This window comes from Sediminibacterium sp. FW305-C-49 (genome assembly GCF_058231085.1).
Genome location: NZ_JBIQXS010000002.1, coordinates 1 through 21,544 on the forward strand (window position 1 = coordinate 1; position 21,544 = coordinate 21,544).

At 42.8% G+C, this 21,544-nt stretch carries 16 protein-coding genes; 12 read left to right on the forward strand and 4 right to left on the reverse strand.

Annotated elements, in window-relative coordinates; all coding sequences use genetic code 11:
- The first annotated feature begins 173 nt into the window (after positions 1–173).
- The 5 genes from ACH3Z1_RS07360 to ACH3Z1_RS07380 all read left to right on the forward strand — a co-directional run bounded on the left by ACH3Z1_RS07360 (position 174) and on the right by ACH3Z1_RS07380 (position 6,953).
- On the forward strand, positions 174–1,523 hold the full coding sequence (locus tag ACH3Z1_RS07360; protein ID WP_490821238.1) for an APC family permease: 1,350 nt from the start codon (positions 174–176) through the stop codon (positions 1,521–1,523).
- A 6-nt stretch (positions 1,524–1,529) separates the two neighbouring features.
- Complete coding sequence (locus ACH3Z1_RS07365; protein ID WP_490821239.1) at positions 1,530–2,702, forward strand: trans-sulfuration enzyme family protein; 1,173 nt, start codon at positions 1,530–1,532, stop codon at positions 2,700–2,702.
- Positions 2,703–2,786: 84 nt separating this feature from the next.
- Positions 2,787–4,250: a TolC family protein gene (locus ACH3Z1_RS07370; protein WP_490821240.1), complete on the forward strand. Its 1,464-nt coding sequence runs from the start codon at positions 2,787–2,789 to the stop codon at positions 4,248–4,250.
- A 33-nt stretch (positions 4,251–4,283) separates the two neighbouring features.
- Complete coding sequence (locus tag ACH3Z1_RS07375) at positions 4,284–5,636, forward strand: efflux RND transporter periplasmic adaptor subunit (RefSeq protein WP_490821241.1); 1,353 nt, start codon at positions 4,284–4,286, stop codon at positions 5,634–5,636.
- 309 nt (positions 5,637–5,945) lie between these two features.
- Positions 5,946–6,953 carry an NAD(P)H-dependent glycerol-3-phosphate dehydrogenase gene (locus ACH3Z1_RS07380; protein WP_490821242.1) on the forward strand — a complete coding sequence of 336 codons (1,008 nt, stop codon included), beginning with the start codon at positions 5,946–5,948 and terminating at the stop codon, positions 6,951–6,953.
- A 267-nt stretch (positions 6,954–7,220) separates the two neighbouring features.
- Here the strand turns inward: ACH3Z1_RS07380 and hemW are convergent, their stop codons facing one another.
- Positions 7,221–8,348, reverse strand: a complete 1,128-nt coding sequence (hemW, locus tag ACH3Z1_RS07385) for a radical SAM family heme chaperone HemW (protein ID WP_490821243.1) — start codon at positions 8,346–8,348, stop codon at positions 7,221–7,223.
- A 133-nt stretch (positions 8,349–8,481) separates the two neighbouring features.
- Between hemW and ACH3Z1_RS07390 the strand changes: the two genes are divergently transcribed.
- From ACH3Z1_RS07390 to porN, 7 genes are all read left to right on the forward strand, one after another.
- Positions 8,482–9,414, forward strand: coding sequence for a DUF4271 domain-containing protein (locus tag ACH3Z1_RS07390; RefSeq protein WP_490821244.1), 933 nt, complete (start codon positions 8,482–8,484; stop codon positions 9,412–9,414).
- Positions 9,415–9,439: 25 nt separating this feature from the next.
- Positions 9,440–10,237: a uroporphyrinogen-III synthase gene (locus ACH3Z1_RS07395; protein ID WP_490821245.1), complete on the forward strand. Its 798-nt coding sequence runs from the start codon at positions 9,440–9,442 to the stop codon at positions 10,235–10,237.
- Positions 10,238–10,309: 72 nt separating this feature from the next.
- Positions 10,310–12,364 (forward strand): thioredoxin domain-containing protein, encoded by a 2,055-nt coding sequence (locus ACH3Z1_RS07400; protein WP_490821246.1) that lies wholly within the window; start codon positions 10,310–10,312, stop codon positions 12,362–12,364.
- Positions 12,365–12,551: 187 nt separating this feature from the next.
- Positions 12,552–13,835, forward strand: coding sequence for a T9SS ring complex lipoprotein PorK/GldK (gene porK, locus ACH3Z1_RS07405; RefSeq protein WP_490821247.1), 1,284 nt, complete (start codon positions 12,552–12,554; stop codon positions 13,833–13,835).
- 59 nt (positions 13,836–13,894) lie between these two features.
- Complete coding sequence (porL, locus tag ACH3Z1_RS07410; protein WP_490821248.1) at positions 13,895–14,641, forward strand: type IX secretion system motor protein PorL/GldL; 747 nt, start codon at positions 13,895–13,897, stop codon at positions 14,639–14,641.
- A 55-nt stretch (positions 14,642–14,696) separates the two neighbouring features.
- Positions 14,697–16,250: a type IX secretion system motor protein PorM/GldM gene (gene porM / locus ACH3Z1_RS07415; RefSeq protein WP_490821249.1), complete on the forward strand. Its 1,554-nt coding sequence runs from the start codon at positions 14,697–14,699 to the stop codon at positions 16,248–16,250.
- A 10-nt stretch (positions 16,251–16,260) separates the two neighbouring features.
- Positions 16,261–17,304, forward strand: a complete 1,044-nt coding sequence (gene porN, locus ACH3Z1_RS07420; RefSeq protein ID WP_490821250.1) for a type IX secretion system ring subunit PorN/GldN — start codon at positions 16,261–16,263, stop codon at positions 17,302–17,304.
- A 190-nt stretch (positions 17,305–17,494) separates the two neighbouring features.
- Here porN and uvrC read toward each other — a convergent pair whose 3' ends face one another.
- From uvrC to ACH3Z1_RS07435, 3 genes are all read right to left on the reverse strand, one after another.
- Positions 17,495–19,312 (reverse strand): excinuclease ABC subunit UvrC, encoded by a 1,818-nt coding sequence (uvrC, locus tag ACH3Z1_RS07425; protein ID WP_490821251.1) that lies wholly within the window; start codon positions 19,310–19,312, stop codon positions 17,495–17,497.
- 6 nt (positions 19,313–19,318) lie between these two features.
- Complete coding sequence (locus tag ACH3Z1_RS07430) at positions 19,319–19,909, reverse strand: hypothetical protein (RefSeq protein ID WP_490821252.1); 591 nt, start codon at positions 19,907–19,909, stop codon at positions 19,319–19,321.
- Between the two features lie 195 nt (positions 19,910–20,104).
- The gene (locus tag ACH3Z1_RS07435) at positions 20,105–21,541 is read right to left on the reverse strand and encodes an outer membrane beta-barrel protein (RefSeq protein ID WP_490821253.1); all 1,437 of its coding nucleotides are present in this window, start codon (positions 21,539–21,541) and stop codon (positions 20,105–20,107) included.
- Positions 21,542–21,544 lie beyond the last annotated feature (3 nt).

Sequence of the window (21,544 nt, forward strand, 5' to 3'; positions counted from 1 at the left end):
CGGATGTCGGATGTCGGATGTCGGATGTCGGATGTCGGATGTCGGATGTCGGATGTCGGATGTCGGATGTCGGATGTTTTGGATTTGCAAGTTATAGTTCTTTTCAAATCAGACATCCGACATCAGAGATCAGCCATCTTTTCTTACATTTAACACCATATCATTAAATTTTTATGCAGGGAAATCAAAAACTGAATCTTTTTAGCTTCACCATGATCGTTGTAGGTCTGGTGATTGGAATGGGTATTTTTAGAACAGCCGCCACCAGTGCCAAAGATGCCATTGAACCATCTGTTTATTTTACGGCATGGATACTGGGTGGTTTTGTGGCCCTGTGTGGAGCACTTACCTATGCGGAGATCGGCAGCCGCTACCCGGTAACCGGTGGTTATTACAAAGTGTTTTCTTATGCTTATCACCCGAGTATTGCATTTGCCATCAACTGTATCATCCTGATCAGTAATGCGGCCAGTTTAAGTGCAGTGGCGTTGATTGGTAGCGGGTATATCACAAAATTATTTCCGGGCGTTGAATGGACAGATATTCATAAAGCGCTGATTAGTTGTGCCGCCATCATCTTTTTTTATGGGATCAACCTCATGGGATTGAAAATGAGTTCCCGTGCGCAAAATATCCTGATGCTGATAAAAATTGGCATGATCGTGGTGCTGATTCTTGCCTTGTTTTTTCCACATGATCAGGCCGCAGTTGTGGCAACCAGCTCCACACCTGTTGCAGATGTAGCATCGATGAGCTGGATCCAGAGCCTGGGTATCAGCCTGATTGCCGTATCATTTACGTATGGCGGGTATCAGCAAACCATCAATTTCGGTAACGAAGTAAACCAGCCGGCTAAAAATATTCCGAGAGGCATTTTTATTGGTATTGCCATTATCATTGTATTATATCTCCTGGTAAACCTGAGTTATTATACCATCGTAGGGTTTGATCAGATGAAAGGAGAAAAAGAAATTGCCTATGTAGTCATGGAACGAACATTTGGTGCAAAAGGCGCCGATATTTTTTCCTTCTTTTTATTCTTTGGGGTACTCGCTTATGTAAATGCACTGCTCATGAGTAATCCGAGGGTTATGTATGCCATGAGCGAAGAAAAAACATTGCCATCGTTCTTTGCCAGACAAAACCCGAAAAACCAGGTCTTTACCATTTCACTTACGGTGTTTGCAGCCATGTGTATTGTGATTTTATTTTTCGCACAAACATTCGATAAGATTCTCAACTTTACCATTTTCCTCGATTGTTTTGGAATGGTAGCATCCAGCGCCACCATTTTCATTCTGCGCAAAAGAACCAAACACCTCGATGGTACCGGCATTTTTAAAATGAAATTATTTCCATTGATGCCACTCATTTTTATGAGCGCATATTTATTCGTTGGTATCAGCATCGCCATGCAAACACCCGATACTGCTTTTGTTGGTTTCTGTGTGTTACTCGGATTTATGCTCATCTATTTCATCAGTACCAAATTCAGGAAACCCAATACTGAAAACCCGCAATAGAATACTATGGACCTTTCTTATATATTGAATGAGCTGGCAGAAGACAGGGATGAATATTTCAGGGCAGTGTCGCCACCCATTGTGCAGACCAGCAATTTCGCCTTTAAAAAAGTAGACGATCTCCGTAAGTCGTTTGAAGATGAATATTCAACCTGGTTGTATAGCCGTGGACTTAACCCGACAGTAGAAATTTTGCGGAAGAAATTAGCAGCACTGGATGGGGCAGAAGATTGCCTGGTATTCAATAGTGGAGCGGCAGCCATTTTTGCAGCCGTACTGGCCAATGTGAAAAGCGGTGATCATATTGTAAGTGTAAAAGACCCCTATACCTGGGCAAGGAAAATGTTTGATGAAATATTACCTCGTTTTCAGGTAACGGTTAGTTATATCGATGGGAGATCGATTGAAAATTTTGAGAAAGCCATTCAACCCAATACAACCGTTATTTATCTTGAATCGCCCAATAGCTGGCTCTTTGATTTGCAGGACCTGTCTGCCGTGGCTCAACTGGCCCGGTCAAAAAACATCGTGACCATCTGCGATAATAGTTTCTGTACACCCTTATACCAGAAACCATATGAAATAGGGATTGACCTGACCTTACAATCCGCCACCAAATATATCAGTGGTCATAGTGATGTGATTGCCGGGGTTTTAAGCGGTAGCAGTAAACAGATTACCCGTATCTTTAACAGTGAATACAATAATATAGGGTCCGGTATCCAGCCCTTTAACGCATGGTTGTTGATCAGAGGTCTTCGAACATTACCGGCACGTCTGGAGCGCATTACCCGCACTACCCAAGCTGTAATAACATTTTTGAAGTCTCACCCACAGGTGGAAAGGGTTATTTTTCCTTTGGATCCCTCATTTCCCCAATATGAGTTGGCCTGTAGGCAGATGAAAGGGGCATGTGGTTTGCTGACATTTATCCTGAAGACCCAATCCTGTGAAGCCATAGAAAATTTCTGTAATGGACTGAAACACATATTGATGGCGGTGAGTTGGGGCGGACATGAATCCCTGATCATCCCCAAATGTGCGGGAATGCCGCGCGACCAGTTCAACCCGGCGCTTGAGTTACACCGTAGCCTGCGCCTGTACGTTGGATTAGAGGAGCCTGACTATATCATTAACGACCTGTCTCAGGCACTGGATGTAATAAAGGACCATTCATAACGACTTATGAAGGGTTTCAGATAAAGCTAGTCCGCCTATCAGAAAATTATCTATCTGGTTGGGAAACTGTTATTTTTGTTATATATGAAGAAGTTAATTGCCCTTTTGGGTTGTGCCATTCTGGTACAGGTGCAGGCCCAGACTACCAATGAGAAATGGGATCTGCGGAAATGTATTGACTATGCTACACAGAATAATATTTCTGTGAAGCAGGCCGATGTACAGGCCAGGATCAGCGCATTGCTGGCAAAACAGGCAAAACTGAATCAGTACCCATCATTGAATATGAGCTCAGGAACAGGTGTGCGTTTTGGTAGATCTATTGATCCCACCACCAACCAGTTCTCTACCAGCCAGTTTTTATACCAGAATTTCGGACTGAATGCTGGTATCCAGTTATACAATGGGGGAGCAATAAAAAATAATATCAAGGCAGCGGCCTTCAGTGCACAGGCTGCTCTTGCAGATGTAGAGAGAACGGCCAACGATATTTCACTGAATGTGGCTAATTTCTATTTGCAGATACTGGCATCCAGAGAACAAGTGAAAATTACACAGGTACAAATTGCACAATCACAAACACAACTGGAGATTACGCGAAAAAGAGTAGAAGCAGGTGTATTGCCTGAATTGAATCTTGCAGAAATTGAAGCACAACTCGCCAACGACAGCAGTAATTATGTAGCGGCTGTTACAGGGTACGAACTGAATATTTTAAACCTCAAAGGTCTGCTAAACCTTGATCCGGCGATTGCTTTTGAACTTGAGGCACCTCCGGTAGAAAGTATACCTATTGAAAGTTTTGGTGATTTACAACCAGAGCTGGTGTACCAGTTGGCACTTACTTCGCAGCCATTGCAAAAAGCAAATGATTTCAGGATCAAAGCAGCACAAAAATCAGTATTAGCCACCAAAGGGCAGATGTATCCCACCATTACTTTCGGAGGCAACCTTTCATCGAACTTCTCCAATTCATTCAAAAAAACAACCGGGTTTACTTTTCTGGGTTATAGTCCGGTTACAGGTGCAGAACCTAAAGTAACCATCAGCAATGTGGATTACTATGTACAAAGTCCACTCTATCGTTTTTCGCAAAGCAGCAGAGGTTTTGGTGGATTATGGGAAGGATGGACCGATCAGATTACCAATAACTTTGGTCAGAATGTGGGTCTTAATTTCTCCATTCCCATTTTCAACAATGGTCAGGCAAAAACTGCTTACCAGCGTTCTAAACTGGACCTGAGAAATGTGGAACTTCAAAAAACACAGGCCGACCTGAAACTGAAACAGGATATCTATACCGCATATAATAATGCAACAGCCGCATTGCAGAAATTCAATGCAGGTAAGAAAACAATTGAGAGTACACAAAAAGCATATGACTTTGCATTGAAACGTTATGAAGTGGGTTTATTGGGTTCACTTGATCTCATCACCAACCAGAATAACCTGCTTCGTGCCAAAGTACAGCAGCTGGCCAATCAATACGACTATGTATTTAAAATGAAAGTGCTGGAATTTTACAAAGGACAGGGATTGAAACTCTAATAACGGGTTGAACAAAACAGAAATACAATATCTATGAATAAGAAATTACTTTGGACTATTATCGGACTGGTTGTTGTAGTGGGAGGCTTTATCGGACTAAAGAAAAGTGGTGTCATCGGCAAAGATGAAGGGTTGAAAGTATCTGCTGAGAAAGCAGCTACCAGAACCATCATCGAAACTGTGAATGCCAGCGGTAAAGTATACCCCGAGATAGAAGTAAAAGTAAGTCCGGATGTGAGTGGTGAAATAGTGGAGTTAAATGTAAACGAAGGAGACAGTGTACGTAAAGGCCAGGTACTGGCAAGAATTTATGCTGATATTTATTCCACGCAAAGAGACCAGGTGGCCGCAGGTGTGGATCAGGCAAAAGCGCAGCTCTCGAATTCTACTGCCAGTTTACCCGGATTAAAAGCTACACTCGATAATGCCAAAGCTGCTTTTGAAAGACAAAGAAAACTATACACTGAAAAAGTAACATCTCGTCAGGAATACGATCAGGCAGAGCAGGCATTCCGCACGGCAGAAGCCAATTACAATGCAGCAAGAGAAGGATTGAAAGGCACAGAAGCATCGATCATGGGTGCAGAAGCGCAACTGGCACGTGCCAATAAAGATCTTTCCAGAACCACATTGGTAGCACCCATGGATGGAGTAATCAGTTTACTCGCAGTAAAAAAAGGTGAACGTGTAGTAGGAACCGCACAGATGGCCGGTACTGAAATGATGCGTGTAGCCGATATGCGTAGCATTGAGATCAGGGTAGATGTAGGTGAAAACGATATACCCAAAGTAAAACTGGGCGACACAGCCCTTGTGGAAGTAGACGCTTATACCAATCGTAAATTCAAAGGACTGGTGTACAAAATTGCCAACCCGAATACACAGGCAACTGCTACCACTACTTCAACCGAAGTAACCAATTACAAAGTACATATTCGTCTTATTCCCGATAGTTATAAAGACATGGTGGTGCCAGGAAGAGCATTTCCTTTCCGCCCGGGTATGACCGCCAGTGCAGATATTCAAACCAATACCAAAGAAAATGTATTATCTGTTCCGCTGAATGCAGTAACCACCCGTGAAAAAGGATCTGGTGAAGGCAACAAAAAAGAAAAAACAGATGATGGCCCGCCAAGCGGTGATCCGGCCGATGACGAAGCGGTGGAAGAAGTGGTATTTGTAATAGGAAAAGATAAAAAAGTTAAAAAGGTTAAAGTAAAAACAGCTATCCAGGACCTTAACTATATTGAAATTGTAGAAGGATTAAATGAAGGCGACCAGGTAGTAACAGGACCATATAATACGGTAAGTAAAATCCTCAAAGACGGCAATCTGGTAGAAGTGGTGGCGAAGGATAAATTATTTGAAGAGAAGAAGAAGGAATAAGCAGAGCGTCCGAAAGACCGAAAGTCTGGAAGTCCGAAGAGGGGGGTATAATATTTTTGAAGCGTTATTGCTGTTAAGCAGTAACGCTTCTTTTTTTTATGAATGGCTCTTCTATACTCCCGTTCTCGTCTTCTCCCTGTGAAAAAACATTCAGTGGATGCTATACCTAATTATTGTTTTGACGCTATTAGCAGGGAGAAGGGGAGAACGGGAGTTGGATAGTTTATGCCATGAAACCTCTTCCGGTGTTTCCGACCCCGGACTTTCGGCCCACTCTCCGTATGTTTGCAATTGAATAATGCTAGATACATGCAGTATGGAATAATTGGTAGTGGCAGTTGGGCTACAGCTTTGGCGAAAATCCTTACAGATAATGGGCACACTATTTACTGGTGGGTAAGGAATGCTGAAACCATTGCGTATATGGAGAAAAGAAAGCATAACCCACATTATCTCAGTGCTGCTTATTTCAATCCACCACAATTGCGCTTAAGCAGCGATATACATGCAGTAGTTGCAGCTTCCGATGCTTTGGTTATTGCTGTACCATCGGCTTATGCAGAGCAGGTATTCGAAGAACTGAAACCGGAGGAACTGGCAGGGAAAAAAATAATTTCGGCCATCAAGGGAATCCTTCCCACCGATAACCGGTTACTGCATGAATATTTATTTACGCATTATCATGTGCCGATTGATATGTATTTCGCATTACTCGGACCCTGTCATGCAGAAGAAGTAGCATCAGAAAAATTATCTTATCTCACTTTCTCCGGAAAAGACCATGCAAGTGCAGAACAAATAGCCGGTGATTTTTCTACGGAATACATCAATACAGTTGTCAATGATGATGTAGTAGGTGTACAGTATGCAGCGGTATTGAAAAACATTTATGCACTAGGTGCCGGTATAGCACATGGACTTGAATATGGTGATAATTTCCTGAGTGTATATATTGCCAACAGTGCCAATGAGATGGTTGCTTTTTTGCGCAAACTCAGCGAAACAGAAACACAGCCTGCGGTACTTACACCCAATTATGCCGCCTCGGTTTACCTGGGCGATTTGCTGGTAACCTGTTATTCGCTGTACAGCCGAAACCGCACTTTTGGCAATATGATTGGGAAAGGTTACTCTGTAAAAGCGGCCCAACTGGAGCTGAATATGGTAGCCGAAGGGTATAATGCCGCCCGTTGCGTTTACCGTACAAACCAAACGGTAAATGCCACAATGCCCATAGCATCAACCATTTATGAGATTCTCTGGGAACACCGCCCTGCCGCTGATGGATTTAAGAAAATAGAAGGTTTTCTGGTATAGGAAAAGTGGTAACTTTATTCCATGCCAGTTTCATTTACCTTATTAAGCCCCATGGTACTCCTGATACTCCTCGGCGGAGTAATTGGTATCAACCTGCTGAGGAAACTGCTGCGTCATTCAGGGCATCATTGATAGAATGAACTTTACAGCTATGAGCTTTGAACCATGGGCTGTGAGTAAATTATCCCTTTATTTCCCTTTTTTATAATTGCAAGACAGACAACGTTCTTCAAAAAGACTTGAAGCTCACCGCCCATAGCTCACAGCTTAATTAAGCTGAAACAAATCCGCCGCAATACCATCAGCCAAAAACTTTCCTTTTTTAGTGAGAACAAGCCGATCGTCAGATAAACTGAGCGAAGCTTCTTTCAAATATTTTTGTGCGGCATTCAAAATGGCAGCTACATTTTTTTCACCCCATTTTTTTTCAATCAATGCCAGAGAACAACCTTCCATGGTACGTAAACTGGTCATGATGTATTCGTTCAGTTGTTGTTCTTTGGTAAGTTGCTCGGCTTCAGCAGGTACCAGACCCTGTTCAATGCTTTGCAGGTAAAGCGCATTATTTGACATATTCCACTGCCGGATAGTACCATTAAAAGAATGTGCCGAAGGGCCGAGTCCGAGATAAGATTTCCCCTGCCAGTAACTGCTGTTATGTCTGCTGCGGAAACCCGGCCGGGCGAAATTGGAGATTTCATAATGCTCAAAACCGACTGCTTCTAAACGGTTAGTGAGCAGGTTGAAATGCGTGGCCTGGCTTTGTTGATCAACATCGGCTTTGCTGCCTTTTTGTATCAGTTTATCCAGCGCCGTGTTGGGTTCAACTGTTAGTGCATAACAGGAGAGATGTGGTATGTTGAATGAAATAGCTGTTTCAATATTAGCCATCCATCTTTCATTGCTTAAACCCGGTGTGCCATAAATAAGATCGATGGTCAGGTTATGAAAACCAGCATCCTGCGCTAATCGTATGCATTGTTTGGCTTGTTCAGCATTATGTGCCCTGTTCATCCATTGCAGGTCTTCTTCAAAAAAAGATTGTATGCCAATACTCAGTCGGTTGATGCCTGCTTTTTTCCATTCCTGCAATTTGTCTGGTGAAATATCATCCGGGTTGGCTTCCAGTGTTATTTCAGCATCGGGTATAAGGGAAAAATGTGAGGAAAGCGTTTCCATCACCATCATCAGCTCCTCCAATGTTAAAAGTGAAGGTGTTCCTCCTCCAAAATAAATGGTAGATACGGGGTCTCTAATAAAATCTTTTCTGATGATCGCTTCTTTTGCTATGGCTGCCACCATAGCTGTTCTGGATTGTTGTGAGGTAGAGAAATGAAAATTGCAGTAGTGACAGGCTTTTCTGCAGAAAGGAATATGAATATAAATGCCCGACATATTTTGCGAAGATACAGGTAAGCTGGCAGGGGTTGATGACTAACAGATATTGTAAAAGCTTATTTTTGCGTTGATGAATTTGCTGAAGCGTTGTTTTTTGGTGCTCACAGGAATATTTTCCTTTTTTATTGGCATGGGCCAAACAGATACACCCGTCCGCAAAGCACCCATTATCCGGCAAAACGATAGCCTGGCTCCGGTTACCAGGCCGGAACAAAGTTTCGATACGGCAGTAAATATTACTGATTCACTTCAACAGCAAATAGACAGTCTTCGGTCAGATTCTCTCATCAAAGCGGCTATACCCACCGGACCACGCATAGACACCAGTACTTACAGAAAATATTATACACACCCTTTTTTGCCCCTTACACAAAAGCCCATGTTCATGATTTCCGATTTCAGGGAAAGAAGAACTCTGGATGATATGTTTTACCTGCTGATGGGTGTAGTGCTCCTGCTCGCATTTGTAAGAACAGCTTTTCCGAGGTACTTTAAAAACCTGTTTATACTCTTCCTGCAAACCTCATTAAGACAGAAACAAACAAAGGACCAGTTATTACAGGATAACCTTGGGTCTTTATTCGTGAATCTTCTTTTTATCATCAGTACCAGTATTTATGGAGCATTGGTCATCAGGAACAAAGAATGGCTCGATTACCCCTTCTGGCATATTGTATTCTTTGGAGCCGCCCTGCTGACCATGGTATATTTTGGGAAGTTTCTTTTTTTACGATTCTCGGGCTGGGTCTTTAATTCGAGAGAAGCGGCTGTAAACTATACGTTTACGGTATTCCTGGTGAACAAAGTAATGGGGGTTATATTGGTGCCTTTTCTCTTCCTCATGGCTTTTGCCAAACCCGGTTTTAAGGAAATTGCGCTCACTGTTTCGGTTGGTTTGATGGTTCTGCTGTTATTATACCGCTATATAGTATCCTTTGCCACAATAAGGAACACATTGAAAGTGAATGCCTTACATTTTTTTCTTTACCTTTGCGCCGTTGAAATACTTCCGCTGCTGTTATTATATAAGCTGATGGCGGATTATATCGGTGGAAGGTTTTAATTTTGCAAAATCTCAGAAAGCAAGCATGGTAAAGAACGGAGCAAAAAAAACGAGTACCCCTAAGACCTCGAAAAAGATCCTGATCTCTCAGCCCAGACCCGAAAGCGATAAATCGCCCTATTTCGATCTGGAGCGGAAGTATAAGGTAGAACTGGTTTTTCATCCTTTTATAAAACTGGATGGAATTCCTGCCAAAGAGTTTCGCAAACAGAAGATCGACATCATGCACTATTCCGCAGTGATCTTCACGAGCAGAAATGCCATCGATCATTTTTTCCGCACCTGTGAAGAAATGAAAGTCACCATCGGACAGGACACCAAATATTTCTGCATTACCGAAGCGGTGGCCCTCTACCTGCAAAAATTTATTCTCTACCGCAAAAGAAAAGTATTCTATGGTGCCGATGGTACCAATAAGAGTATGTTCGATGTGATCAATAAACACAAAGAGAACGAGAAGTTTCTGTATGTGTGCAGTGAGAACCAGCAGGACAATGAAATCGTTACCTGGCTCAAATCGAATAACTGCGAGTTCCAGCTGGCTTTTATGTATCGTACCATCAGCAACGATATTAAAGAAATAGTGGAAGGACAAGAGTACGATGTGATCTGTTTTTTCACCCCCAGCGGTGTAAAAAGCCTGTTCGACAATATGCCATCATTCAAACAGAACGGAACCGTTATCGGGGCATTTGGCAACAATACATCCAAAGCAGTGGAAGATGCAGGATTGAAACTGGAGATAAAAGTACCATCACCTCAAAAACCAAGTATGGTATCGGCACTCGATCAGTTTCTGGCTTCCACCCAAACCAAAAAATAAGTTCATCAACTCATTATAGATAAAACCCCTTGCTAATGCAGGGGGTTTTATTTTAGTGGTTAAATTCAGCGCATGTCATCCAGCACCCAACATACCAACAGGTTAATCCATGAAACAAGTCCTTATTTGTTGCAACATGCGCATAACCCGGTTAACTGGTATCCATGGGGTGAAGAAGCTTTGTCGCTGGCCAGAAAAGAAAACAAACCCATACTCGTCAGCATTGGTTATGCGGCCTGTCATTGGTGTCATGTAATGGAGCGGGAAAGTTTTGAGGATGAGGCAACGGCGACCATCATGAATGAACATTTCATCAATATTAAAATTGATCGTGAAGAAAGACCCGATATAGATCATATATATATGGATGCGGTACAGGCCATGACTGGTAGCGGTGGATGGCCACTGAATGTATTTCTTACACCCGATACCAAACCATTTTACGGAGGTACTTATTTCCCTCCTGTAAGGGCGCATAACAGGCCTTCATGGAAAGAAGTGCTGCTGGGATTACACAATGCCTTCACGGAAAAAAGAGAGGAGATTGATCAACAGGCGGAGAAATTAACACAACACCTGCAAACATCCAATGCATTTGGTCAGCAGGCCAATACAGCAGAATGGGTAATGGCCAATGAAACCATTGAAGATATAGCTGCCAATATCTTAAAACAGGCCGATACTGAATGGGGAGGTTTTGGTCATGCCCCCAAATTTCCGCAAACACAAAGCATCAGGTACCTGCTCAGGCATTTTCATTTTTTTCAGGATGAAGCTGCCAAAAAACAGGCATTGTTAAGTCTCGATAAAATGATTGATGGGGGTATCTACGACCAGTTGGGCGGTGGTTTTGCCCGATACAGTACCGATACAGAATGGCTGGCACCCCATTTCGAAAAAATGCTTTACGACAATGCCCTCATTGTAATAGCCATGTGTGAAGCATATGCAATAACCAAATCGGCAAAATATGCCAGGGCCATTCGCGAAACACTGCTATTTGTTGAAAGAGAACTCACACATACCGATGGAGGCTTTTACAGTGCGCTTGATGCAGATAGTGAGGGTGTAGAAGGGAAATTTTATACGTGGTCCAAACAGGAAGTCGAAGAAGTATTGGGTGAGGAAGCCAGCCTGTTTTGTGCCTATTATGATGTAACTGCAGAAGGTAACTGGGAAGAAACCAATATTCTCCGGGTAAAAGTGCAGCCGGCCGATTTTGCAGCGGCCCATGGCTATACAGAAACAGACTGGTTAGAAAAAATTGCAGCTGCAAAAGCAACACTCAAGCAGCGTCGCGACCAGCGGGTGCGTCCATCATTAGACGATAAGCATTTGCTGGGATGGAATGCTTTGATGAATACAGCCTATGGACAGGCTTACGCAGTACTGGGAGACCCCCATTATAAAGCGATAGCCGAAAAAAATATACAGTTTTTAGAACAGTCACTCAGTAAAACGGATGGCGACAGGTGGTTGCATACCTGTAAAGAAGGCAAAGCCAGTATTCCCGCTTTCCTGGACGATTATGCCTATTTAATACAGGCATATATACAGTTACAGGAAATTACAGGTAATGGCAACTACCTGATGAAGGCAAAAACCTTGCTGGAACTGGTAAACCGGTATTTTGGGGAAGAAAAAACAGGTTTTTACTTCTATACCATGGAGGGACAGTCTGATATCCTCGTGCGTAAGAAAGAAGTATATGATGGGGCTACCCCCAGCGGAAATGCGGTAATGGCAGCCAACCTGCAGTACATGGGAAGGGTCTTTGATCATAAAGGCTGGCTCGACAGGATGAACCAGATGCTGACAGGGCTGAGCCAGGCAATAGTGAAATACCCGACGTCTTTTGGGGCATGGGCGCTGGTAATGCAGGCAGAATTGGCGGGGTGGAAGGAAGTGGCCCTGGTGGGTTTGGGAGCCAAAACATACCTGCCGCAGGTATTGGAGCGCTATTCGCCCAATAAAATACTGCAGACGCAAGAAACTAAAGAAGGGGAATTCCCGTTATTAGCGGGGAAAATGAGGGAAGACGGGAAACTGGTGTTTTATGTGTGCCGGAATTTTACCTGTAGTGATTATACTACTGATAAAATAATTGATTTTTTAGCAAATGTGTAACAAGAATTACGGTAATTTGCTGTCTGACAGTGGCTTCGAGCCTATATCAGATAGTGAAAACAAAATCAGAACATTACTGACATCATCTTTACCCGCCTTGTGAAATTATTGGTTTTTCCATTTGAAAACTGTAGTTCGCTACAGTTCTAAACTTATATTTGTCACTGTCATAAATCACTTTGATCAGATGAAAGGTTATTTAACAACTATTACCCTGGCCGTATTCACGCTAAGCATGAGCTCATGTTTTCTGAATAAGGGCAAAAAGTCGAAGGGCTTGCCAGATGACGGTCAGTTACACGGAGTTGCGCCAACAGCCAGGCCAAGTATGGCAACACCCAGAAACATGGTATATGTGCCACCTGGAACCTTCCATATGGGACCAAGTGACGAGGATATCAGTTTCAACTACACCAACAGGAACAGATCAATGTCTATTCCCGGTTTCTGGATGGATGCAACCGAAATTACCAACGACCAGTATCGCCAGTTTGTAAACTGGGTTCGTGATTCTCTTACCTACAAAATTCTCTTTGGCGGTGGTATCAATAAAGAGGATGATACATCTGCAGTTAACTGGGTAAGGATGAGAACGGTTCGTTATGATAAAGCCACCATTGAAAAACTCAATGAACTGAACCTGGCGCCGGATAACCGCTTATTTGGCAGGAATGAAATTGATCCAGGCAAACTGAAATACAAAGTAGAATATTTCAACCTGGCTGAAGCTGCCAAGCGTGAAAATGCCGACAGGCCTCGTAAAGATTTCATCGTTAAATACGACGAAAAAGTATATCCCGACACACTGGTTTGGATAAGAGACTTCTCTTATTCATACAATGAACCCATGACCAAACGTTACTACGCACACCCTTCCTATGGTAATTATCCCGTAGTAGGTGTAACCTGGAAACAGGCGGTAGCATTTTGTCACTGGCGCACACATTACCAGAATAGCTGGTTAGAGAAAAAGAAATTTGCAGTAGACGGTGATTACCGTTTACCCAGTGAGGCAGAATGGGAATATGCGGCCCGTGGCGGAAGAACAAACTCCATGTATCCATGGGGTAACTATTACCTGAGAAACAAAAAAGGATGTTTACTTGCCAACTTCAAACCAGGTCGAGGTAACTATCCGGAAGATGGTGGTTTCTATACGGTGAAAGCCAATGCATACTGGGCCAATGAATATGGACTGTATAATATGTCTGGTAACGTAGCAGAATGGACAGGCTCCTATTTCTATGAAGGTTCCTACAATTTTATGTCAGACCTCAGTCCGGATGTAAGAATTGAAGCGGCCGATTCAGATTTACCCCGTATGAAACGTAAAGTGGTACGTGGTGGAAGCTGGAAAGACATTGCTTACTATTTACAGGTAAGTACCCGTAACTATGAGTACCAGGATACTGCTAAATCTTATATCGGATTCCGTTGTGTCATTGACCTTGCTCCAAAATCAAAAAGATAAAACCATTTCGCATTAAACGCGACCAATAACCTAACTATTAAAAACTAAACTTAACTATTATGGCCTCAGGTGTTTCTCCCGCTACTAACCGAATCGTTAACGTAATTGTATGTCTTGGTGCCTCTGTGGTAATTTTTGGTGCCATGGCAAAAATTCTTCACCTGTCATGGGCCGACTGGGCACTGAAGATTGGTCTTACTACAGAAGCTTTGATTTTCGTTGTATATGCCATTCTGCCTCCACCCGATATGGGAGCACCGGCTCCGGTAACTGCAGCGGGTAACCCTGCACTGAAAAGTCTGGACGATATGTTACAGCAGGCCGATATTACACCAGCCAACTTATCAAAACTGAGCGCCAATTTCCAGAAATTAGGAACTACCGTTGAGAATATGGGAGAGATCAGCAATGTCGTAAAATCAACTGGTGACTTTTCTGCTAAAACACAGGAAGCAACTGCTGCTTTATCTGCTGTTGCGGGTGCGGTAAATAGTGCCACACAGTCATTGTCTGGCTTTAACACAGCTTCTGAAGGAACCAAACAATTTCATGAGCAGGTGCAGGTATTAACCAAAAACCTGTCATCGCTGAATACCATTTATGAACTGGAATTACAGGAGAGTAATAATCACCTGAAAGCATTGAACCAGTTCTATGGTAAACTGGCACAGGCATCAGCCGCGATGTCTAGCAGTGCAGACGATGCTATGAAAGCAAAAGAACAGATTGCTGTACTGGCGAATAACCTGGGCAAACTGAACCAGGTATATGGTAATATGCTTACTGCTATGCAGGGTCGTGCATAAACCATCACCAAGAACCAAAACCTATTGTAAAACAGAATTAGAAAACTTAAGATAGATGTCATTACCAAAGGAACCGCGGCAGAAGATGATCAACATGATGTACCTGGTGCTAACTGCACTGCTGGCGCTGAATGTATCGTCTGAAATTCTGAACGCATTTAAAACGGTAGACAGGAGCCTGGTTACAGCGAGTGGTATTGTAGAGAAGAAAAACGACGAAGTATTCAGGTCATTCCAGGCAAAAATAGAAGATCCTAAAACCAGGGAAAAAGCCATGTTGTGGTTACCCAAAGCACAACAGGCAAAGAAATTGGCGGCCGATCTCTATGCCTACATGGAAGCACTGAAGAAAGAACTGAAAGAAGAATCAGGTCTTACCAAAGCCGAAGACGGAACAGAATCATATAAAGAAGATAACCTCGATGCAGCCACCCGTATGTTTATTTCTGCTCCACCCAATGGAAAAGGAAAAGGAAAGGAATTGTTTAACAGACTGAAGGATTTCAAGGATAAGCTACTTGCTATTGATCCCGATATGGCTAAAGAAATAGCAGCGGCATTGCCACTCGACCTTACTCCGCTGCCATCCAGCAGTGAAGCAGGTAAAGGCGACTGGGCCTATGGCTATTTTCATATGACACCAACTGTGGCTGCCATCACCATCCTGAGCAAGTTTCAGAATGATGTGAAAAACAGTGAGTCACAGGCCGTAGAATATTGTCACCGCCAGATCGGACAGGTAGAACTGATTTATGATGAATTCCAGGCATTTGCCGGAACCAATTCACAATACCTGATGCCAGGAGAAGAACTGGTTATAACAGCAGGTATTGGTGCATTCAGTAAAGCTGCCAGACCAAGCATTACAGTTGACGGCGCTGCCGTTCCACTGAATGCAGAAGGTGCAGCAGAATATAAAACAAGGGTAGGGAATTCAGGTCCGGCAGTAAAGAAAGTAAGGATATCATACCTCAAACCAGATGGCACATCTGCGGTAGTTGAAAAAGAAGTTCGTTATACCGTAGGGGTACCTTCCGGATTGGTGGTTTCTACCGATAAAACACGTGTATTCTACCAGGGTCTTGATAATGTGTTAAGTGTAACCGGTGGTGGAGGAGACGAGAAAGTAAAAGTGAATATTGAAGGCACCAATGTAAACATGCGTAAAGAAGGAGCAGGTCAGTACATTGTTGTTCCGCAACAATTGGGAACAGTAGTGGTGAATGCAACAGATGGAAAGAATACACAGCGTATCACCATCCCTGTAAAACGTGTACCAGATCCTATTGCCATTGTAGGTGGTAGTGCAGGTGGTACCATGAACGCCAATGTGTTCCGTGTACAGAAAGGGGTAATTGCTGATTTGCGTGATTTCGTATTTGAAGGGGTGAAATTTGAAGTATTGAATTATATGCTGATCTGTACAGGTAAAGGTTTTGATGAACCTGAATTTGCAGAAGTAAATGGTCCGTCATTCAGTGGCGATGCCATGAACCTGATCAGACGTTGTCAGCCAGGTACAACAGTAACCATCGGTGAAATCAAACTGAAACAACCGGGTGGCGGAACAAGAAAACTGGATCAGAACATAACATTCATCTTGCAATAAAGCAGTGATTATGAAAAAGACATTCTTATTGTGTGTAACGGTTTCATTGCTGGCAGGTACAACTGCCATGGCACAGGGTTTTGGTAACCTGCGTAACAACCGCAAGCCTGCAGACTCAACAGCCAATAAACCGGCTGCAACTACCGTCAACAGAGATACCATTAAGCCTGCGGCAAAACCTGCTGTAGATCCTGCTTCGGTTAAGCCAACTAAAACCATCGATACCACCACAGTTGGTGGTTTTGGAGAAGTCATTGCAAGAAGCCTGCGTAACGAAACAGCCGCAGACCGCAGCCAGACACGTGAAAAACGTCCGCTGGAGTACGAACACCTGCGTGAAGATGATCAGTTATTCAGTGAATTTATCTGGAGAGAAATAGATGCCCGCGAAAAAGTAAACCAGGCATTTATGTATCCGGGCAAAGATGATATGGGCGACCAGCGCTTTTTCTCGATCATGCTGAGTGCTATTAAAAACGACAGCGTAATGGCTTTCTCTGCAGAAGGCGGCGACGATCGTTTTACCAAACCACTGGCTTATGATGATATCATGAAAATGCTGAAAGGCCGTCTGGATACCCAATATGTTCAAAATGCTGATAACCCGAACGTAGTAGATACAGCGGTTATTTATGATACCAAGTTTGCACCCAATCCCGATTCTATCTATACATTCCGTATAAAAGAACAGTGGATATTCGACAAGGAAGCCAGCCGCTTATTTGTTCGTATCCTGGGTATTGCACCAGTGGCTAAACTGGTCATCAATGGAAAGTCAACACCAAGAACCCTTTTCTGGATCTACTATCCTGAAATGCGTAAAACACTGACAAAATTCAACGTATACAACCCGAAAAACTATGCCGGCCGTATGACCTGGGAGGAACTGTTTGAAAGCCGCTTTTTCGCCAGTTATATCGTAAAAACAAGCTCTAATAACCCCAGCGACCGTTTCCTGGCTGCTCTTATCAAAGATCCGCTGTTCCGCCTGCTGGAGGGTGAAAATATCAAGGAGCGCCTGTTTAATTATGAGCAGGACGTGTGGCAGTATTAACCCATAAAAATTTTTTTAATCAAAAAAGGAGCTGTAAAGCTCCTTTTTTGATTAAAAAAAGCTTATATTATATTTTTTGAACAAGGATTATTGGTTAATTCAGGGGAATCCTTAACTTTACTCCGGTTTTTCATAGGATATTGGATTTTAAAAACGGGGTTGGATTTCTATCCTGACCCCTTTTTTTATTTTAACCCTTTTCACTTTCTCCTGCGAAAAACGCCAACAGTAATTCGGCCTTCTTGTTGCCGATGATTTTAATCAGTGTTTCCTTATCTGCTTCCCTGATATTCTTTACCGACTTAAATGTTTTTAATAAACCGGCTATCGTTTGTGGTCCAATTCCGTTGATGCTTTCCAGCTCATTTTTAAAAGTTCCTTTCGATCGCTGATTGCGATGGAAAGTAATACCAAAGCGATGCACTTCATCACGAATACGACGAACCAGTTTTAAACTATCACTATCCCAGGGTAATTTGATAGACGCCGTATCTCCCGCAAAGAAAATTTCTTCTTCATTCTTGGCAAGTCCTACCAGTGTTAGTTGACCGGTAAGTCCCAGTTCATGAATGCTTTCCATGGCAGCACTTAACTGGCCTTTACCACCATCAATGATCACCAATTGGGGAAGAGGGGCTAATTCGGCCTGTAAACGCTTATATCTCCTGTACACCACTTCTTTCATCGTGGCAAAATCATTGATGCCCTGCACCGTTTTTACATTATAATGCCGGTAATCTTTCTTACTGGGTAAACCATCCCTGAAACAAACCATGGCCGAAACCGGGTACGCACCCTGGAAATTAGAGTTATCGAAACACTCTATATGCACAGGCACTTCCTGTAAGTGCAAATAGGATTGCAGTTCATACAATACTTTTTTCTTCTCGATATCGGAACTGCCTTCCAGGTGTAATGTTTTTTTTCTTCTCAGTTCCTCTTTGAAATAGTTCACATTCTTTAAAGCCAGGTCGAGCAGTTTCTTTTTATCACCTGCTTTCGGAATGGTCACAGTGATGGCTGAATCAGGGTACTCTATTGCAAAAGGTACAATGATCTCATTCGCCATACTGTTGAAATCGTTCCTGATACGGGTAACAGCAAAACTCAAGACTTCTTCTTCCGTTTCTTCCAGTTTGGGTTCAAGTGGTACGGTATGCGTTTGAACAATAGTGCCATTCGACACCATCAGGTAACTTACATAGGCCAGGTCATCGTCTTTCAGAATGGCAAATACATCCACACTGTTTAAATGTTTGCTTACAATAACTGAGCGCGACTGGTAGCTCTCCAGGTGCTCAATTTTTTTGCGCATCAGCTCAGCTTTCTCGAACTCGAGTTGTGCGGCGTGTTGCTGCATCTGTGCTTTAAAATGGGTAATAACAGAGCCCAGGTTGCCTTTGAGCATATTTCTTACCTGCTGCAGGCTCTCTGCATAAGCGGCTGCATCCTGTAAACCCTCGCAGGGCCCTTTGCAGTTACCAAGGTGATATTCGAGGCATACTTTAAACTTACCCTTCTGAATATTATGATCTGAAAGATTAAGCTTGCAGGTACGTAAGGGAATATACTGTCTGATAAACGCAATCAGCTCACGTACTTTTCCCGCAGAAGTAAAGGGGCCGAGGTATTCGGAGCCGTCATTTATTTTTTTCCGGGTGAGAAAAATACGGGGAAAGGGTTCTTTTTTGATGACAATATAAGGATAGGTTTTATCGTCTTTCAGGTTGATGTTAAAACGGGGCTGGTATTCTTTAATAAGTGAGTTCTCCAGTAAAAAAGCATCCTGTTCCGAATCTACAATGGTAAATTCAATTCTCCTGATACGCTGAACCAGTTCATGGGTTTTATACGTGGTAAAGGTTTTGGAGAAATAAGAAGATACCCTTTTGCGCAGGTCCTTGGCCTTGCCTACATATAATAATACATCTTCCGCATCAAAATATTTATAGATGCCGGGTTGATGTGGAATGGTATGAGCGCGTTGCTGAAATTCCTGTTGTGTCATGCTGTTTTATTCATCCGCTGAAGGGTTACTCCATGTTACATCGGTTCGTTCCTGTCGGCTATAACCACCGGGCGCTGAAAACGATCGGTTAATCTGAAAACCTTTAAATGCCCGCCAGTTATATTGTTCCTGAATACTGGTATCGCCCCGGCGGATAAATGACCGGATGAAAATACGTTTTACCTGGTTGGTTTGTTCATCCAGCAAAACATCTATTCCCTGAACGGGTACATCACGGGTTACTGCTGTATAGTTTAAGGTATAACTTTTTGTGCCTGCATCCTGAAATACGGTTTCGCGGTAATGTTTTTTATCTGTTGCGTTGCTGATGTCTTTTGCAATAAAAGCCTGTACCAATTGCATCAATTGCAGGCTGTCTAACAAAGCAGAATCCTGTTGGCCATTCATGTCATGATATACATGAACAGGTTTCCTCAACAGTAATACCTGTTTAACCTGCTCCTCAAAAAAACGACCGGTGGCAAAAAACTGCGTGCTGTCTGGTGAAGCCTGTAATTTTGTTTCGGGTGTTTTTGTTTCGCCACAGGATATGATAGTAATGATGAGCAAGGAAAAACAAGTCAACGGTATTTTCATGCTGTAAAATTATTCAAACAAGGTATAAAAGCCGGGTTAAAATTAAACTCCCGCTAAATCAGCTACATGTAATCGATGATCTAAAAACGCCAGCGTAAGAAATTAATAGCTCACAGCTAGTAGCTCATGGCTGTTGAAATACAAAAAAGCCACCTACTTTCGGCAGATGGCTTTCTCAAAAAAGCTAGTTTGGGTTTATTGTATAGCCTTGGTTAGGCCGATACGCATTCCATAGTCTAACAGGTATTCCTTAATGGGATACTTGTTAGAGAAAGTGGGCAGGTGTTGATAACGGACCTGCGGACCAAGCTGCCAGGTGGTTTTACCTGATGTATAGGTAAGGTTAAAACCAACATTGGTATTGATATTCCATTTTCTCACGAAATCATTTCCATCAGCATAATGCCTGTAATCGGTCGACAGTAGGTAAACATTTTTATTCAGGTTCAATGTGGGCTGAACAGAAGCCTCGGCATTCATACCCAGGTGGTTGCCTTTTAATACCTGCCACTGTAAACCAATGGGTACAGAAAGCTGGTACACTTTATTGGCCAGTTCGGTTTGTTTATATCCTACATTGTTATTGTAAGGAGAGTAGCGGGTAATATTTTCAATACCATTAAAGTTGATCAGTGAAATAGTGGCACGGTCATAAGTACTCGACTGGAAAGTTTCGATCTGGTAATGACGGATATTCAACTGTAATCCTGTTTTCAGTTTCAGACGGTCACTGATATTGTATAAAACAGCAAACCCCAGTTCCATACCCACAGCAGGGCGATGGCGTACGACTTCGTTTATATTCGCCGGCTGATTCAATGGTGCATTCACAGGTAAAGCGGCAGAAGCAGCAGGTTGAATGATGTCTTTTACTTTTTCATCAGACAGTCTGCGATAACTTGTTGATGGGGTGATATAAAACTGGAACCCGAATTTTGAGAGTCTTTTAGAAGACAATTTCTTCCTGGCTACACTATTGTGATTTTTGGGGTTTTCGCTGATCAAAGGATATTGTTCTTCTTTGAGTTCAGTTGCTTTCTCATTGGTATTTACCGATTCGTCTTTAGTAGGAACTATCAACTCGTTGTTGTTCGCTGCTGTTTCGGTAACAGCTATTGTGGAAAGATTTTCAATCGGTGTTGCGTTTAAGGCACGAACAGCATGTATGTCTTTGGTAGCAGCCATACTGCTTTTTGGCGCAGTTGTATTAACAATGGTTGCGCCAGGTGTTATATTATCAATGGTATTGGCCAGTAAATCATCATTGCTGGTTTCAAGCTCTGCAATGGTATGGGTATTGATAGATGATGGAGCCAGTGTATTAAAATATTGCCTGCTTTTTTCATGTGCTGCATTATTGGCAGCGAGGGCTTGCTGCTGACTTGTTACCACATTAGGTACCGATAATGGTTGCAGGTGTACATTCTGTTGTTGTGTACTTAAAACGGTACTGAGGGTAAGTGCAGTGATAATAAAAACAGAAATAAAAGTAAGTGCGGGCCAGGAGCGGTATCCATGCAACTCCGTACGTATATTATTCCATACATGATCCGATGGATACATACGGTGCTGTTTTACTTCATCTTGTAAAAACTGCTCAAACTCGTCGTCCTGGTACATCTTCTTATCCATATC